The 16,619-nt window shown below is 62.5% G+C and carries 15 protein-coding genes; 2 read left to right on the plus strand and 13 right to left on the minus strand.

The features are described from left to right. Nucleotides 1-144: 144 nt before the first annotated feature. Nucleotides 145-2,208, plus strand: coding sequence for a polyphosphate kinase 1 (gene ppk1 / locus AB3X95_RS05815; RefSeq protein WP_176124229.1), 2,064 nt, complete (start codon nucleotides 145-147; stop codon nucleotides 2,206-2,208). Nucleotides 2,209-2,325: 117 nt separating this feature from the next. Here ppk1 and phoR read toward each other — a convergent pair whose 3' ends face one another. The 11 genes from phoR to AB3X95_RS05870 all read right to left on the minus strand — a co-directional run bounded on the left by phoR (nucleotide 2,326) and on the right by AB3X95_RS05870 (nucleotide 14,651). Then, on the minus strand, nucleotides 2,326-3,639 hold the full coding sequence (phoR, locus tag AB3X95_RS05820; RefSeq protein ID WP_176124135.1) for a phosphate regulon sensor histidine kinase PhoR: 1,314 nt from the start codon (nucleotides 3,637-3,639) through the stop codon (nucleotides 2,326-2,328). An 89-nt stretch (nucleotides 3,640-3,728) separates the two neighbouring features. Next, nucleotides 3,729-4,430, minus strand: coding sequence for a phosphate regulon transcriptional regulator PhoB (gene phoB, locus AB3X95_RS05825; protein WP_008922879.1), 702 nt, complete (start codon nucleotides 4,428-4,430; stop codon nucleotides 3,729-3,731). Between the two features lie 26 nt (nucleotides 4,431-4,456). Beyond that, nucleotides 4,457-5,161 (minus strand): phosphate signaling complex protein PhoU, encoded by a 705-nt coding sequence (phoU, locus tag AB3X95_RS05830; RefSeq protein WP_176124136.1) that lies wholly within the window; start codon nucleotides 5,159-5,161, stop codon nucleotides 4,457-4,459. A gap of 28 nt (nucleotides 5,162-5,189) precedes the next feature. Then, nucleotides 5,190-6,038 (minus strand): phosphate ABC transporter ATP-binding protein PstB, encoded by an 849-nt coding sequence (gene pstB / locus AB3X95_RS05835; protein ID WP_018433457.1) that lies wholly within the window; start codon nucleotides 6,036-6,038, stop codon nucleotides 5,190-5,192. Between the two features lie 16 nt (nucleotides 6,039-6,054). Then, complete coding sequence (gene pstA, locus AB3X95_RS05840) at nucleotides 6,055-6,951, minus strand: phosphate ABC transporter permease PstA (protein ID WP_013090003.1); 897 nt, start codon at nucleotides 6,949-6,951, stop codon at nucleotides 6,055-6,057. Continuing rightward, nucleotides 6,948-7,949: a phosphate ABC transporter permease PstC gene (pstC, locus tag AB3X95_RS05845; RefSeq protein WP_176124138.1), complete on the minus strand. Its 1,002-nt coding sequence runs from the start codon at nucleotides 7,947-7,949 to the stop codon at nucleotides 6,948-6,950. Before pstC ends, pstA begins: the two co-directional genes overlap by 4 nt. 160 nt (nucleotides 7,950-8,109) lie before the next feature. Then, a complete protein-coding gene (pstS, locus tag AB3X95_RS05850) occupies nucleotides 8,110-9,141 on the minus strand; it encodes a phosphate ABC transporter substrate-binding protein PstS (RefSeq protein WP_176124139.1) in 1,032 nt (343 codons plus the stop codon). A gap of 397 nt (nucleotides 9,142-9,538) precedes the next feature. After that, nucleotides 9,539-10,897, minus strand: a complete 1,359-nt coding sequence (gene glmM, locus AB3X95_RS05855) for a phosphoglucosamine mutase (protein WP_176105540.1) — start codon at nucleotides 10,895-10,897, stop codon at nucleotides 9,539-9,541. A 29-nt stretch (nucleotides 10,898-10,926) separates the two neighbouring features. Then, nucleotides 10,927-11,826 carry a dihydropteroate synthase gene (folP, locus tag AB3X95_RS05860; RefSeq protein WP_309235006.1) on the minus strand — a complete coding sequence of 300 codons (900 nt, stop codon included), beginning with the start codon at nucleotides 11,824-11,826 and terminating at the stop codon, nucleotides 10,927-10,929. Between the two features lie 83 nt (nucleotides 11,827-11,909). Beyond that, complete coding sequence (gene ftsH, locus AB3X95_RS05865) at nucleotides 11,910-13,799, minus strand: ATP-dependent zinc metalloprotease FtsH (RefSeq protein ID WP_013090008.1); 1,890 nt, start codon at nucleotides 13,797-13,799, stop codon at nucleotides 11,910-11,912. 189 nt (nucleotides 13,800-13,988) lie between these two features. Beyond that, entirely contained in the window at nucleotides 13,989-14,651 is a 663-nt protein-coding gene (locus AB3X95_RS05870) for an RlmE family RNA methyltransferase (RefSeq protein WP_176124230.1), read from the minus strand. A gap of 197 nt (nucleotides 14,652-14,848) precedes the next feature. On the opposite strand from AB3X95_RS05870, the gene AB3X95_RS05875 reads away from it, so the two are divergent. After that, a complete protein-coding gene (locus tag AB3X95_RS05875) occupies nucleotides 14,849-15,376 on the plus strand; it encodes a YhbY family RNA-binding protein (protein WP_176124140.1) in 528 nt (175 codons plus the stop codon). A 201-nt stretch (nucleotides 15,377-15,577) separates the two neighbouring features. Here AB3X95_RS05875 and AB3X95_RS05880 read toward each other — a convergent pair whose 3' ends face one another. Next, nucleotides 15,578-16,087 carry a DUF4149 domain-containing protein gene (locus tag AB3X95_RS05880; RefSeq protein WP_184226567.1) on the minus strand — a complete coding sequence of 170 codons (510 nt, stop codon included), beginning with the start codon at nucleotides 16,085-16,087 and terminating at the stop codon, nucleotides 15,578-15,580. A gap of 20 nt (nucleotides 16,088-16,107) precedes the next feature. Further along, complete coding sequence (greA, locus tag AB3X95_RS05885) at nucleotides 16,108-16,584, minus strand: transcription elongation factor GreA (RefSeq protein ID WP_176105537.1); 477 nt, start codon at nucleotides 16,582-16,584, stop codon at nucleotides 16,108-16,110. Nucleotides 16,585-16,619 lie beyond the last annotated feature (35 nt).

Genomic DNA, 16,619 nt, shown 5'->3' on the forward strand with positions numbered 1-16,619 from the left:
TAGGTAGCGCGTCATATTGACGACAGCCGACGATTGCGGCATAAAATGTTTAAAACACCGCCGATGTCATCAGGACGTCATCAAATCGTGAGAATTTCCGAGCGTCTTTCCGTCGCCATTTCAGACATTCCAATCTCGCCACCGATGTCCGTCCGCTATCCCTTATTGAATCGCGAGCTGGGCATTCTGGGTTTCAACGAGCGCGTGTTGGCGCAAGCCGCCGATCCCGCCGTCCCTCTGCTCGAACGTCTCCGCTTTATCTGCATCACCAGTAGCAATCTCGACGAATTCTTCGAAGTCCGCATGGCCGGGCTTCAGGAACAGATGCGCGACAACCCCGGCGCATTGTCGCCGGACGGCATGTCGCTGCAGCACGTGTACGACCTCGTCGTCGAGCGTGCGCAGAAGCTCGTGCATCGCCAGTACACGATGCTGCACGACACGGTGCTCACCGCGCTCGAGGAGGAAGGTATTTATTTCCACGGCACCGAAGCATGGAGCGACGCGCAGACCGAATGGGCGCGCAACTACTTCTTCGACGAACTGCTGCCGGTGCTGACGCCAATCGGTCTCGATCCCGCCCATCCGTTTCCGCGCGTGCTGAACAAGAGCTTGAACTTCGTCGTCGAACTCGAAGGCAAGGATGCATTCGGCCGCCAGGCGATGATGGGCATCGTGCAGGCGCCGCGCGCGCTGCCGCGGCTCGTGCGCATGCCGCAGGAACTGTCGGGCTATCCGCATGGCTTCGTGCTGCTGAGCTCGCTGTTGCAACGCTTCGTCGGCGAACTGTTTCCGAACCTCGTCGTGCGCAGCTGCAATCAGTTTCGCATCACCCGCAATAGCGAACTGTTCGTCGACGAAGACGAAATCACCAATCTGCGCGTCGCGTTGCAGGGCGAACTGCCGGCGCGGCATCTGGGCAATGCGGTGCGGCTCGAAGTGTCGGCGGACACGCCCGCGCACGTGGTGCGGCGCCTGCTCGACGAAAGCGGTCTGTCGAACAAGGACTGCTACTACGTGAACGGCCCCGTCAATCTGGTGCGGCTGATGCAACTGCCCGAGATGGTCGACCGGCCGGATCTGAAGTTCGTGCCGCATATTCCGTCGACGCCGACGCAGATCGCCAACAGCGCGAGCATGTTCGACGTGATCGATCAGGGCGACGTGCTGCTGCATCACCCGTACGAGAGCTTCCAGCCGGTGCTCGAGCTGCTGCTGCAGGCGGCCAAGGACCCGAACGTGGTCGCGATCAAGCAGACCATCTATCGCACCGGCACCGACTCGCCGCTGATGGACGCGCTGATGCAGGCCGCGCGCAACGGCAAGGAAGTCACGGTGGTCGTGGAGCTGCTCGCGCGCTTCGACGAAGAAACCAACATCAACTGGGCCTCGCAGCTCGAAGCGGTCGGCGCGCATGTGGTCTACGGCGTGGTCGGCCACAAGTGCCACGCGAAAATGATGCTGATCGTGCGACGCGTATTGGCGGGCGGCAAGTCGACCCTGAAGCGCTACGCGCACCTCGGCACCGGCAACTATCACCCGCGCACCGCGCGCCTCTATACCGACTTCGGTCTGATGACCGCCGATCAGAAGATCTGCGAGGACGTGCACCATGTATTCCAGCAGCTGACCGGCATCGGCGGCGAGCTGAAGCTGCACGAATTGTGGCAGTCGCCGTTCACGCTGCACCCGAAGCTCGTCGAAGCGATCCGCAAGGAAGCCGAGCACGCACGGGCGGGCAGGAAGGCCCGCATCGTCGCGAAGATGAACGCGCTGCTCGAGCCGACGGTGATCGCCGAGCTGTATGAAGCCGCGCAGGCCGGCGTGAAGATCGATCTGATCGTGCGCGGCGTGTGCTCGCTGCAGCCGGGCGTGCAAGGACTCTCCGAGAACATCACGGTGCGCTCGATCGTCGGGCGCTTTCTCGAACATCATCGCATCTACTACTTCTACGACGGCGGCAAGGAGCAGGTCTATCTGTCGAGCGCCGACTGGATGGATCGCAATCTGTTCCGGCGCGTCGAAGTCGCATTCCCGGTCAACAACCGGCGGCTGAAACGGCGCGTGATCGCGGAAGGGCTATCGGCGTTTCTCGGCGACAACCAGTCGGCCTGGTTGATGCAAAGCGACGGTCACTATCGCCGGCGCCGGCCGGGCAAGGCGTCGCGCAATGCGCAAATGAGCCTGCTCGGCAAGTTCTGTTCGTAGTCGCCCGCGTCGCGGGTGCTCGCCGCGACGGCGGGCGCCTGATAATCCGCGCGCATAAAAAAACCGCCTGTTTCAGGCGGCTTTTTGCTTGATCGACCCGTCGGACGACTGCCGCACTCAAACCTGCGCGGTTTGGCAGCGCGCGGTCCGATACACCGGAAAACGCACCGTGAACGTGCTGCCGCGCCCTTCTTCGCTCTTAACTTCGAGTTGCGCATCGTGCCGTTGCAATACGTGCTTGACGATCGCGAGACCGAGCCCGGTGCCGCCCGTGTCGCGCGAACGGCTGCGATCGACGCGATAGAAGCGCTCGGTGAGCCGTGGAATATCGGCGGCCGGAATGCCGAGGCCGCTATCGGTGACCGAGAACACCGCATGGCCACCCTGCGCACGCCAGTTGACCTTGATCGAGCCGCCGTCGGGCGTATAGCGGATCGCGTTGGTCACCAGGTTGCCGAACGCGCTGAGAATCTCGGTTTCGACGCCGGTTACCGTCAACGCCTCGTCGGCTTCGAAGACGATCTTGTGATGATCGCCGGACAGGCTCTGCGCGTCGTCGTGCAGATGCCGCAATACCGCCTGCATGTCGATCATCTGATCGCTCGGCGGCTTGTTGTCACCTTCGAGCGTCGCGAGCACCAGCAGATCGCTGACGATATGACGCATGCGCGACGCCTGCTGCTCCATCAGGTCGAGATAGCGCGCGCGCTCGGCCTCGCCCAACGGCAGCTCGCGCATCGTCTCGAGAAAACCGGACAGCACGGTAAGCGGCGTTTTCAGTTCGTGCGACACGTTGGCGACGAAGTCACGCCGCATCGCATCGGTGCGCTCGAGTTCGGTGATGTCCTGCGACAGCACCAGTTTGCGATTGTCGCCATACGGAAACACCTGCACCGACAGCACGTTCTGGCGCTTGTCGCCCATGCCGCGCATGATCAGCATTTCCTCGTACCGATGAGAATTCAGATAGCGCACGAAATCCGGATGGCGCACCAGATGCGTGATGTGCTGGCGCAGATCGCGTTTCGCATCGAGCCCGAAGTGGCTTTCGGAAATCGCGTTGCACCACTCGATCTGATCGTGATCGTCGAGCATCGCGACGCCGTTCGGCGACGCCTGGATCGCCTGGATGAAACGCGAATGCTGCTGCTCGACCTGGCGCACCTGGGCGTGCCAGCGCTTCGCGAGCTTGTGCAGACGGTAGTAGATTTCGCCCCAGATGCCGGGGGCGCTCGGCACTTCGCCGTACACCGGCGCATCGAGCAGACGCCACAGACGCTGCTTATGGAAGGTACTGAAGACGCTCTGTGCGAGCAGCATGACGATGGCGAGAGCGAGCCCTGCCTTGACGTTCACCAGTGCGCCGACCACCGCGCACAGAACAGCAAGCAGCACGACCGACACGATGGAGCGCGCCCAGATGATGTTCATGGTCTAGCGATCGAAGAGAAAATACAGCGCAGGAAGGAGGTGCGGCGGCTCAACAGCTACGCAGTGCAGTGCGCCGCCGACGACGGCTATCAGGCGCTCTTCGCCAGCCGGTAGCCGCTGCCGCGTACCGTTTCAATCATAGCATCGCACCCGGCCGGCTTGAGTGCCGCACGCAGACGCTTGATATGCACGTCGACGGTACGCTCTTCGACGAACACGTGATCGCCCCACACCTGGTCGAGCAGTTGCGTGCGGCTGTGCACGCGCTCCGGGTGAGTCATGAAGAAATGCAGCAGACGGAATTCAGTCGGGCCGAGATCGAGCTTGATCTCGCTGCCTTCCGCATGCGCGGCGACACGGTGCGTGGCCGGATCGAGCTTCAGGCCGTTGATCGCGACCACGTCTTCGGTCAGCTGCGGCGCGCGGCGGCGTAGCACCGCCTTGATGCGCGCCATCAGTTCCTTCGGCGAGAACGGCTTCGTCACGTAGTCGTCGGCGCCGATCTCGAGACCGAGCACCTTGTCCTGCTCGTCGCCGCGCGCGGTCAGCATGATGATCGGGATATGCTTCGTGCGCTCGTTGTTGCGCAGATCGCGCGCGAACGAAATGCCCGATTTGCCCGGCAACATCCAGTCGAGCAGCACGAGATCGGGCAGCACGTCGCTGATCAGGTTGTGCGCCTGCTCCGCGTTGTACGCGCGAATCGGGCAGTGTCCGGCGTGTTGAAGATTGACCGAAATCAATTCGGAAATGGCGGGCTCATCTTCAATGACGAGAATGCTGCTGGGCATCGGCACCTCTGTTCCTTATCTCTGGATTAGCTGAGCGCTTCGCGTTCGAGCGCGTCGCGCGACTGGTGCCGCACGTCGGTACCCTTGACGATGTAGATGATGAATTCGGCGATGTTCTTCGCGTGGTCGCCGATCCGCTCGATCGCCTTGGCGATGAACAGGAAGTCGAGGCCCACCGAGATCGAACGCGGATCTTCGGTCATATACGAAATCAGCTTGCGCACGAACGCGCGGAATTCTTCGTCGATCGCCTTGTCGTCGCGCACGATCTGCGCGGCGGCGACCGTGTCCAGACGCGCGAACGCGTCGAGCGCGCGGCGCAGGATCGACACGGCCATCTCGCCGGACAGCTTGATCTCGGCGATGTTGATGGTGCGCGAGGCGCCGTCTTCCATCAGACGCCTGGTGCGCTTCGCGATCTTTTCGGCTTCGTCGCCGGCGCGCTCGAGGTTCGTGATGGTCTTCGAGATCGCGATTAGCAGACGCAGATCGCGCGCCGCCGGCTGACGGCGCGCGATGATGTTGCTGCACTCCTCGTCGATGTCGACTTCCATCTTGTTCAGACGGTCTTCGGCGGCGATGACCTGCTCGCACATACCGAGGTCGAATTCGTTGAGCGCCTGCATCGCGTTGATGATCTGCGATTCGACGAGGCCGCCCATTTCGAGCACTTTCGACGAAACGAGGTTCAGGTCGGCGTCGAACTGGCTGGACAGATGTTTATCGGACATGTCGTACTCCGTTGTATTGCCCGGCGGATCAGCCGAAGCGGCCGGTGATGTAGTCCTCGGTTTCCTTGCGGACCGGTTTGATGAAGATTTTTTCTGTGTCGCCGAATTCGATCAGTTCACCGAGGTACATATAGGCAGTGTAGTCCGAACAGCGGGCCGCCTGCTGCATGTTGTGAGTGACGATCACGACCGTGTAGTCGCTCTTCAGCTCAGCGATCAGCTCCTCGATACGGCCCGTCGAAATCGGGTCGAGCGCCGAGCACGGCTCGTCGAGCAGCAGCACTTCGGGTCGAATCGCGATACCGCGCGCGATACACAGACGCTGCTGCTGGCCGCCCGACAGACCGTAGCCGCTCTGGCCGAGCTTGTCCTTCACTTCGTTCCACAGCGCCGCCTTGGTCAGCGCCCATTCGACGCGGTCGTCCATTTCCGAGCGCGACAGCTTCTCGAACATCTTCACGCCGAAAGCGATGTTGTCGTAGATCGACATCGGGAACGGCGTCGGCTTCTGGAACACCATGCCGATGCGCGCGCGCAGCAGCGAAATGTCCTGGCGGGTGGTCAGCAGGTTTTCGCCGTCCATCACGATCTCGCCTTCCGCGCGTTGCTCCGGATACAGCGCGTACATCTTGTTGAAGGTTCGCAACAGCGTGGACTTGCCGCAGCCCGACGGGCCGATGAACGCGGTCACCTTGCCTTCGGGAATCTGCAGATTGATGTTCTTCAGCGCGTGGTACTTGCCGTAGAAGAAGTTGAGATCCTTGACCTCGATCTTCGGACGCGACGGCGTTTGCGCGTGAGCGCTGTGTTCGGGGTCGGAGCCCGCGGGCGCGGTTGCGTGCCCGACCGGATTGAGTTGGGTTTCTGCCATGTTCATCGGATTAACTCCGCCCTTACTTGTTCGAGAAGATCGTGCGCGCGAGGATATTCAGTCCCAGCACCGCGAGCGTGATCAGGAAGACGCCGGCCCACGCGAGCGATTGCCATTGCGCGAACGGGCTCATCGCAAACTTGTAGATGGTGACCGGCAGGTTCGCGACCGGCTGGCCCATATCGACCGAGAAGAACTGGTTCGACAGCGCGGTAAAAAGCAGCGGCGCGGTTTCGCCGGCAATCCGCGCGACCGCGAGCAGCACACCGGTGACGATGCCCGCGATCGACGCCTTCAGCGTGATCGACAGCACCATCTTCCACTTCGGCGTGCCGAGCGCGAACGCGGCTTCCCGCATCGCATTCGGCACGAGCTTCAGCATGTTTTCGGTCGTGCGGATCACGATCGGAATCTGCAGCAGCGCCAGCGCGAGCACGCCGGCCCAGCCGCTGAAGTGGCCCATCTTCGCGACGACGAGCGCGTAGACGAACAGACCGATGACGATCGACGGCGCCGACAGCAGGATGTCGTTGATGAAGCGCGTGAGGTTCGCAAGCCAGCCCTTCTGGCCGTATTCGGCGAGATAGACGCCCGCCATGATGCCGATCGGCGTGCCGACGAAGGTCGCGAGCGCGACCAGCAACAGGCTGCCGACGATCGCATTCGCAAGACCGCCGCCATCGGTGTTCGGCGGCGGCGTCGACTGCGTGAAGAGCTCGACCGACAAACCGCCGATCCCGAGATGCAGCGTCGTGTAGAGAATCCACACGAGCCACAGCAGGCCGAACGCCATCGCCGCGAGCGACAGCGTCAGCGCGATCGCGTTGGTCATCCGACGGCGCCCTTGCAGACGCACGCGCATCGCTTCGAGCGTCGCGGGGTCCTTCAGACCCGGCATATTCAGGGACGGCCCGCTCATTTCGCGCCCTCCCCTTTCTCGAGACGCAGCAGCATGATTTTCGAAATCGCCAGCACGATGAATGTAATCACGAACAGGATCAGGCCGAGCTCCATCAGCGCCGACGTGTGCAGGCCCGGGTCCGCTTCCGCGAACTCGTTGGCGAGCGCCGACGTGATGCTGTTGCCCGGCGAAAACAGCGAAATATTGTCGAGCAGATTGGTGTTGCCGATCACGAAGGTGACCGCCATCGTCTCACCCAGCGCGCGGCCGAGGCCGAGCATGATGCCGCCGATCACACCGGACTTGGTGTACGGCAGTACGATCTTCCACATCACTTCCCAGGTCGTGCAGCCGATACCGTAGGCCGATTCCTTCAGCAGCACCGGCGTCACTTCGAACACGTCGCGCATGACCGCGGCGATGTACGGGATGATCATGATCGCAAGGATCACGCCCGCGCACAGAATGCCGATGCCGATCGGCGGACCCGAGAACAGCGCACCGACGATCGGAATGCCGCCGAGCACCGCGCCGAGAGGCTTCTGGAACCACACCGCGAAGATCGGCGCGAACACGAGCAGGCCCCACATGCCGTACACGATCGACGGAATCGCGGCGAGCAGTTCGATCGCGATGCCGAGCGGCCGACGCAGCCACGCGGGCGACAGTTCGGTCAGAAACAGCGCGATGCCGAAGCTGACGGGCACCGCGATGATGAGAGCGATGATCGACGTCGCGAGAGTGCCGTAGATCGGCACGAGCGCGCCGAATTGCTTGCTGGGTGGATCCCACACCGCCGTCCACAGGAACGCGAGACCGAACTCGCGAATCGACGGCATCGAGGCGATGATCAGCGACACGATGATGCCGCCGAGCAGCAGCAGCGTGACGATCGCGGAAAGGCGTGCGAGGCCGCCGAAGATCACATCGCCGGAGCGGCCAGGCGCTTTTTGCTGCGACGCGCTGCCAGGCGGAGTGGCCCGGCTCGTGCCGGACGCTAAATGAATATCGGACATGAGAGCCTGAGGGACCTGTTTCCAATTGCCGGACGACACTTGTCGGGCGGGCGGTGATGCATGCGGCGCGTGCCGCGTGAAAGTCACAGGCCGTCCTCGTACGAGGACGGCCGGGGTGCTACCAGGCGCGATTCAGACATACCGCGCCAGCTTACGCCTGTTACTCGGCGAGCGTCTTGCCTGCCGAATCCTTGACCTTCTGCTTCCACTGCGTGCGGATTTCCGACACGACCGATTCCGGCAACGAGATGTAGTCCAGATCGTTCGCAGCCTGACCGCCGTTCTTGAACGCCCAGTCGAAGAACTTCAGCGTTTCCGCGCCTTGCGGTGCCTTTTCCTGCGTCGTGTGCAGCAGCACGAACGTCGCGCCGACGATCGGCCATGCGTTCTTGCCCGGCTCGTTCGTCAGGATCTGGTAGAACGACTTCGACCAGTCAGCGCCAGCAGCCGCTGCCTTGAACGTGTCCGTCTGCGGCTGAACCACTGCGCCAGCTTCGTTCTTCATCGCGACATAGTTCATGTGGTTCTGCTTGGCGTACGCCCATTCGACGTAGCCGATCGAACCCGGCAGACGCTGCACGAATGCCGCGACGCCGTCGTTACCCTTGCCGCCCGTGCCGGTCGGCCAGTTGACCGTCGCACCTTCACCGACCTTCGTCTTCCATTCCGGGTTGACCTTCGACAGGTAGTTCGTCCAGATGAAGCTGGTGCCCGAACCGTCGGCGCGGCGCACCACGGCGATGTCCAGATCCGGCAGCTTGACTTTCGAGTTCAGCGCGACGATTGCCGGGTCATTCCACTTCTTGATCTTGCCGAGATAGATGTCGCCGAGCACTTCACCCGACAGCACCAGTTCGCCCGGCTTCACGCCCGGCACGTTGACTGCCGGCACCACGCCGCCGACCACCGTCGGGAATTGGAACAGGCCTTGCTTTGCGAGTTCGTCGTCCTTCAGCGGAGCGTCCGAACCAGCGAAATCGACGGTCTTCGCCTCGATCTGCTTGATGCCGCCCGACGACCCGATGCCTTGGTAGTTAACCTTGCCGCCGCCGGTCTTCTGATAAGCGTCGGCCCACTTCGTGTAAATCGGTGCCGCGAACGTGCTGCCCGCGCCGGTGATGTCTGCGGCTTGCGCTGCGATTGCGAAAAGCGCGCCAGCGACGCCAGCGAACACGGTTTGCATCAATTTCATGAGACCTCCAATGGAGTGTGAGCGTGTGGTGTGAGCGGGGAAACTCGAACACCGCGAAGCTTAGGGTCTCTTTATGACAAAAACGTGACTGATCGTGAATCAGATGTGACAGTCACATTACCCGATGAAAGGTTCGGGAGCCGGCAAATTGCCGCGATTGCGATGCTCGTTGCATTGCATTCTTCAAGTTAGACGAAAAAGACGGGGCGCGAACGTTTGCGCTCGATGCGGAGAGAGGTTTTGGTGCGGGATGCACCGACCTTTTGGCGGCTGGAGCGTGGGGATTTATTGGCGCGAAGCCGGCGACGAAGGTCATGGCACGCGGGTCGCCGAAGCTCTCGGAGCGACCGTCAGGCAGCAAGCGGTCGCCACCGCCCGCCGCCTGTCGGGGAACAGGTCAGGCCGTTGCTACCCGCACGGCTTGCGCAATCGCTTCCGAATGCTCGAGCGCGTCCGCGACGTTCTGCGCCTCTACCATCACGCGCAGTACCGGCTCGGTGCCCGACGCGCGGATCAGGACGCGACCGCGCCCGTCGAGCGCGCCTTCGGCCACCTTGATCGCGCTACGAATCGTATCGCTGCCCTTCCAGTCCGCGCCTGGCTTCATGCGCACGTTGATCAGCTTCTGCGGGAACAGCGTGACGCCGTCGAGCAGATCCGCGAGCGATTTGCCGCTGCGCTGCATCGCCGCCAGCACGAGCAGAGCGGACACGATGCCGTCGCCGGTCGAATGGCGATCGAGCGACAGAATGTGGCCCGAACCTTCGGCGCCGAGCTGCCAGCCGTGTTCGCGAAGCTGTTCGAGCACATAGCGGTCGCCGACCGCGGCGCGCACGAACTTGACGCCGGCTCTCTGCAGCGCGACCTCCACGGCCATGTTGGTCATCAGCGTGCCGACCGCGCCTTCCACGTGGCCGGCGGTCGCGATACGGTCCTTGACCAGCACGTACAGCAGCTCGTCGCCGTTGAACAGCCGGCCGGACTCGTCGACGACCTGCAAACGGTCGGCGTCGCCATCGAGCGCTATCCCGAGGTCCGCGTGGTTCGCGCGCACCGCGCGCACCAGCGCATCCGGCGCGGTCGCACCAACACCGTCGTTGATATTGAAGCCGTTCGGCGAGACGCCGATCGGGATCACTTCCGCGCCGAGCTCATGAAACACGTGCGGCGCGACGTCGTACGCGGCGCCATGCGCGCAATCGACGACGAGCTTCATGCCGCGCAGGTCGTACGCGGCCGGGAAGGTGCTCTTGCAGAACTCGATGTAGCGGCCGGCCGCGTCGTCGAGACGACGCGCCTTGCCCAACTGCTCGGATGCCGCGCAAGCGAGCGGCAGCTCGAGCTGCTCCTCGATCTGCGCCTCGACGTCGTCCGGCAGCTTGTTGCCGTCGGCCGAGAAGAACTTGATACCGTTGTCGTAGTACGGGTTGTGCGACGCGCTGATCACGACGCCCGCGGCAAGCCGCAGCGCGCGCGTCAGATAGGCGATGCCGGGAGTCGGCATCGGGCCGGCCAGCATCACGTCGACGCCGGCCGCCGAAAAGCCCGATTCGAGCGCGGCTTCGAGCATGTAGCCCGAGACGCGCGTGTCCTTGCCGATCAGCACTGTCGGGCGAGCGCCTGTCTTCGCCCACTGATCGGCGCCCGCGAGCACTTTGCCGGCCGCGTAGCCGAGCCGCAACACGAATTCCGGCGTGATCGGGCCTTCGCCGACCTTGCCCCGAATGCCGTCCGTTCCGAAGTAACGACGTGCCATATTTGTTCTCCCTGTATCTGGCTGCGGGCTCAACCGTGCGCGCGGCTCTGCTTGGCAGCGTCGCGCAGGGTTGCCCATACTTTCAATGCATCGACTGTTTGCGCGACGTCGTGTACGCGCAGAATCGCGGCGCCCCGCTCGGCCGCGCACACCGCTGCGGCGATGCTGCCGGCCACGCGCTCCGGCGCCGGCCGCCCTGTCACCGCGCCAACCATCGATTTGCGCGACATGCCCGCAAGGATCGGATATGGCGACGCGGCGCGCGGCGCCGTGTCGCGCAGATGCGCAAGCAACGCGTAGTTGTGCTCGACGACGATCTTGCCGAAGCCGAAGCCCGGATCGACGCTGATTCGCTCGCGCGCAATCCCCGCCTGCTGCAAAGTCGCGACACGCTCCTCTAGGAACTGGCGCACTTCGCTGACAACGTCGGCATAGTGCGGCTCGCCGCGCTGCATGGTCTGCGGCTCACCTAACATATGCATTACACAAAGGCCGCAGTCGCTGTCGCGCACCGCGTCGATCGCGCCGGGCATGCGGAAGCCCCAGACGTCGTTGATCAGGTCGGCGCCCGCGTTCAACGCATCGCGCATCACTTCCGGCTTGTACGTATCGACCGACAACGGCACATTCGCGCCACGCAGTTGCTCGACGAGCGGTATCACGCGCTCCAGTTCTTCGTCGAGCGGCACCGGCGGCGCGCCAGGACGCGTCGACTCCCCGCCGATATCGATAATGTCCGCGCCCTCGAGCATCATGCGCTCGGCATGGCGCAGCGCATCGCCGCGCATCGCGTACAAGCCGCCATCGGAGAAGGAATCGGGAGTGACGTTCAGAATGCCCATGACCAACGGGCGTTCAAACGTCAGCTTGAAGCGGCCGCACTGCAGCGGCTCTGGAAGGGGTACGGAAGAACAATCGACTTTCGACACGTAACAATGCTTCACTTTGAACGGATCAATGCAAAACGGGCCGGTGTGTAGCACACCGGCCCGCACTTTCTACTGGCTACCTATCAGGCCGGCGCGGTTGCGCTGCCCGGCTTGACTTCGGTGCCCGCGCTGCCGCCCGACGAGGCGTCGCTTGCCGACGGCGGCGAACTCTTCGGCGAACGCGGCGGACGGCCGGCCATGATGTCGTTGATCTGATCGGCGTCGATCGTCTCCCACTCCATCAATGCGGCGGTCATCGCTTCGACCTTGTCGCGGTTTTCTTCCAGCAGGCGCCGCGCGAGATTGTACTGCTCGTCCAGCACACGACGGATTTCCGCATCGACCTTCTGCTGCGTCGCTTCCGAAATGGTCCGCGTGAAGCCGCGGCCGAACGGCGAAGCGTCGTTTTCGTCGTCGACATAGACCATCGGTCCGAGCGCATCCGTCATACCGAAGCGGGCAACCATCGCGCGAGCCGTCTGGGTCGCCTTGTTGAAGTCGTCCGACGCACCGGTGCTGATTAGGTTCAGGAACAGCTCTTCCGCGACGCGACCACCGAACAGAATGGCAAGACGGTCGAGCAGATAGTCCTTCGAGTACGTTTCGTTATCATGCTCCGGCAACTGCCACGTGACGCCCAGCGCACGGCCGCGCGGAATGATCGTGACCTTGTGCACCGGATCGGCCTTCGGCAACAGCTTCGCGATCACCGCGTGACCCGATTCGTGATACGCGGTCGCACGCTTCGATTCTTCGCGGATCACGGCCGACTTGCGCTCCGGACCCATGAAGATCTTGTCCTTCGCGTCCTCGAAATCGGTCATTTCGACGATGCGCTTGCCGCGGCGCGCCGCGAACAGTGCTGCTTCGTTGACGAGGTTCGCGAGATCGGCGCCCGAGAAACCCGGCGTGCCGCGCGCGATCACTGCCGCATCGACGTCGTTCGAAATCGGTACCTTGCGCAGGTGCACCTTCATGATGTGCTCGCGGCCGCGGATATCGGGCAGACCGACGTACACCTGGCGGTCGAAACGGCCCGGACGCAACAGCGCCTTGTCGAGTACGTCCGAACGGTTCGTCGCGGCGATCACGATGACACCCGAGTTCGCCTCGAAGCCGTCCATTTCGACGAGCATCTGGTTCAGCGTCTGTTCGCGCTCGTCGTTACCGCCGCCCATGCCGGCGCCGCGATGACGGCCGACCGCGTCGATTTCGTCGATGAACACGATACACGGCGCGTGCTTCTTGGCCTGCTCAAACATGTCGCGCACGCGAGCCGCGCCGACGCCGACGAACATTTCCACGAAATCCGAACCCGAAATGCTGAAGAACGGCACCTTCGCCTCGCCGGCGATCGCGCGTGCGAGCAGCGTCTTACCGGTTCCCGGCGGGCCAACGAGCAGCACGCCGCGCGGAATACGACCACCGAGCTTCTGGAATTTCTGCGGATCGCGCAAAAAGTCGACGAGCTCCGACACTTCTTCCTTGGCTTCGTCGCAACCGGCAACGTCGGTGAAATTGATTGCGTTGTTGTTCTCGTCGATCAGCCGCGCGCGCGACTTGCCAAACGAGAAGGCCCCGCCTTTGCCGCCCCCCTGCATCTGTCGCATCATGTAGAACCAGAAACCGATGATCAGGATCGTCGGCCCGAGGTAATACAGCACGGACATCAGTGCATTGGGTTCGTCGTCAGCCTTGCCGCTCACCTGTACGCCATACTTCATCAGATCGCCGACCATCCAGATGTCGCCGGGCGACACGATCTGGTACTTCTGGCCGTCTGCTGGAGTGACCGTGAGGTTCCGCCCCTGGACAATGACGTTCTTGACTTTGCCGTTCTTCGCGTCGTCCATGAACTGCGAATAGGAAACGCCTTCCTGGACACGGGGCTTGTCGAACTGCTTGAACACCGTAAACAGCACCAGTGCGATTACCAGCCACACTGCTGCTTTCGAAAACATATTGTTGTTCAAAGCACCACTCCTTCACTTAGACGGGCGCCTACATTTGCCTTGCGGCACCACGAAAGCATTCTAATCCAGTCCGCAGACCCCTGCCATAGCGTTTCACTACCACGGAAATAGGGTAGCGGGCCAGCTTGACGCCAGTCTCCGACGCATCGGGCTAGTTATTGGCAGAAATGGAACCGGCTCGCCGCATCCCTACGCGAGACGCTTCAAATGCTTACCCAAAATAAATGTTTCTGACGATTTATCCCGCGACGCCTTCGGCTTGCGGGCCGCCACCACCTTGAATTGGCGCTTGAACTTTTCGACAATCTGACTATATCCGCTGCCGTGAAAGCATTTGACTAAAAGGGCACCATCGGGCTTCAGGTGATTTTGTGCGAATTCGAGCGCCAGATCGCATAAATGCTCGATCCGCGCCGCGTCCGCGATCGCCACACCGGACAGGTTGGGTGCCATATCCGAAATTACAAGGTCTACCTGGCGCGCGCCGACCAACTCTTCGAGCTGGACCAGCACCGAGTCTTCGCGGAAATCCCCCTGGATGAAGTGCACGTCGGCTACCGGCTCCATCGGCAGAATGTCCAAAGCGATGATCGTGCCGTCGATGCCACCTTCGCGTTCCGCGTTGCGCTGCGAGCCGCCGGCGAGCTTGTTACGCGCGTACTGGCTCCAGCTGCCCGGCGAGGAACCGAGATCGACGATCACCTGTCCGGGGCGGATCAGCTTGTCCTGTTCGTCGATTTCCTTGAGCTTGTAGGCCGCGCGGGCACGATAACCTTCCCGCTGCGCCATTTTGACGTACGGATCGTTGATGTGGTCGTGCAGCCACGCGGTATTGAACTTGTTTTTTGCCATTAAAGATTGAACTATTGCTGCGTCAAGTCGCGCTTTAGGGGATAATACGCGGTTAATTCGCGCGGCCACCGCCAGACTGGCGGCCATCCGCGATTCTGTTGTTCTGACGCGCACCCTGCTGAATCAACCCGCCCGAATCGCTCGGCGATCGGACGAAAGCGCAGGAACCGCCATTTTAGTCGAGTCTTCCACTTTCCATGCCAGCCCTCAAAGTCTCTTCCGACCAACGCGCCGAGTTGCGCTCCCAGGCACATGCGCTCAAACCGGTCGTGCTCGTCGGGGCCGAAGGCTTGACCGACGCTGTACTCGCCGAAATCAGGGTGCACCTCGCAGCGCATCAACTGATCAAAATCCGCGTGTTCGGTGATGAGCGCGAGGAGCGCATCGCCATCTACGAAGAGATCTGCGACACGCTGAACGCGGCACCGATTCAGCATATCGGCAAGTTGCTCGTGATCTGGAAGCCAGAATCGGCACAGCCGGCGGCAAAAGCGAAGCGCGGCGCGTTGCCGAGCGCCCGTGAAGCGGCAGCGGAAGAAGCCCGGCCGACCAAGGGCCGCGCACCGCGCATCGTCAAAGTGGTGAAGCCGACCGACGTGCCGATGCGCAAGCCGCGAGCGAAAGCGGTGCTGGTGCGCGGCAATGAACGCGTGACGCAGGGCGGCAACATCAAGCGCGCGAAGAAGCGTCAAACCAGCGCGAAGCGTTCGCATCAGTCGAAGTAAGAGCACACGCGGCGAAGGTGCGGACCGGGTCCGCATCGCGCGTTGGCGGGCTTGGGCGCAAGGCCCGAAACGGCGCCAATGAACCGTAGCTGGCCGCCGGAATAGCGACGATTCGTCGCAATATGAAGTTCATCGCGGGCATCGGTTCGGCATCGACCGGCGGACATAGCGCCGCGTCCCACCACCAGCCACCCGCGAGCCTCAGCCCGCCACCTTTCCCGCGACTCCGCGCGCGCCCTCTTCGTCGGCCGCGGTACCGACATGCACCGGCAGCAGCCACACGAGTGCAGCACCTAGCAGGCTCTCGATCAGATAGAACAGACTCGACACGCCATGCAGGATGCCGAAGCGCGTCGCATAAACGGAATGTCCGACGTCTGCGCCCGCCTCGAGCGCCGCGACGCGCATCGCATTCATGAACGGCTGCAACGCGAAATAGCCAACCAGCACGCATACGAGCATACCGGCGAGCAGCCAGCGCAGGCGGCGATACACGCCACTACCGCGCCGCACGAGCAGATTGGCAAGACCGAGCAGCAAAATACCGCACACGACGCCAATCACTCCCTGAATCCGAAACAGCTGCGCGGCAATGGCACCCGCCGTCATGCGGTCGAGCGACTTGAACAGCACGGGCGCAACCGCGTAGCCGATGGTCAACAGGCTACCGACCCACACCACCGTCAACAGGCGGAATAAACGATGCGGCATCAGAGACACCGGCGCCATCCTCAGATGTAGCTGACCGCGATGATTTCGTATTCACGAATGCCGCCCGGTGCCTGCACCGACGCGACGTCGCCTTCCGATTTGCCGATCAGCGCACGCGCGATCGGCGAGCTGATCGAGATCAGGCCGTGGTCGATGTCCGCTTCGTCGTCACCGACGATCTGATATTTGACCGACGCGCCCGACTCGAGGTCTTCGAGCTCGAGCGTCGCGCCGAACACCACGCGGCCGTCCGCTTCTACTTGCGCCGGATCGATCACCTGCGCGCCCGCGAGCTTCGACTCAATTTCGGCGATGCGGCCTTCGATGAAGCCCTGCTTTTCCTTCGCAGCGTCGTATTCCGCGTTTTCCGACAGATCGCCTTGGGCGCGCGCTTCCGCGATCGAGTTGATCACGGCCGGACGCTCAACCGATTTCAAGCGCTGCAATTCATCGCGCAGCATGTCTGCTCCGCGCTTCGTCAATGGAATAGTGCTCATAAACAACTCTGGAGGCAAAAAACGGCCATAAAAAA

It is taken from the genome of Paraburkholderia sp. BR13444, from assembly GCF_040948755.1.
In the GTDB taxonomy this organism is placed as follows: domain Bacteria; phylum Pseudomonadota; class Gammaproteobacteria; order Burkholderiales; family Burkholderiaceae; genus Paraburkholderia; species Paraburkholderia youngii.

Coding starts and splice junctions, on each gene's coding strand:
- ppk1 (WP_176124229.1), top strand. CDS start 145: ATGTCCGTCCGCTATCCCTTATTGAATCGCGAGCTGGGCATTCTGGGT.
- phoR (WP_176124135.1), bottom strand. CDS start 3,639: ATGAACATCATCTGGGCGCGCTCCATCGTGTCGGTCGTGCTGCTTGCT.
- phoB (WP_008922879.1), bottom strand. CDS start 4,430: ATGCCCAGCAGCATTCTCGTCATTGAAGATGAGCCCGCCATTTCCGAA.
- phoU (WP_176124136.1), bottom strand. CDS start 5,161: ATGTCCGATAAACATCTGTCCAGCCAGTTCGACGCCGACCTGAACCTC.
- pstB (WP_018433457.1), bottom strand. CDS start 6,038: ATGAACATGGCAGAAACCCAACTCAATCCGGTCGGGCACGCAACCGCG.
- pstA (WP_013090003.1), bottom strand. CDS start 6,951: ATGAGCGGGCCGTCCCTGAATATGCCGGGTCTGAAGGACCCCGCGACG.
- pstC (WP_176124138.1), bottom strand. CDS start 7,949: ATGTCCGATATTCATTTAGCGTCCGGCACGAGCCGGGCCACTCCGCCT.
- pstS (WP_176124139.1), bottom strand. CDS start 9,141: ATGAAATTGATGCAAACCGTGTTCGCTGGCGTCGCTGGCGCGCTTTTC.
- glmM (WP_176105540.1), bottom strand. CDS start 10,897: ATGGCACGTCGTTACTTCGGAACGGACGGCATTCGGGGCAAGGTCGGC.
- AB3X95_RS05870 (WP_176124230.1), bottom strand. CDS start 14,651: ATGGCAAAAAACAAGTTCAATACCGCGTGGCTGCACGACCACATCAAC.
- AB3X95_RS05875 (WP_176124140.1), top strand. CDS start 14,849: ATGCCAGCCCTCAAAGTCTCTTCCGACCAACGCGCCGAGTTGCGCTCC.
- AB3X95_RS05880 (WP_184226567.1), bottom strand. CDS start 16,087: ATGCCGCATCGTTTATTCCGCCTGTTGACGGTGGTGTGGGTCGGTAGC.
- greA (WP_176105537.1), bottom strand. CDS start 16,584: ATGAGCACTATTCCATTGACGAAGCGCGGAGCAGACATGCTGCGCGAT.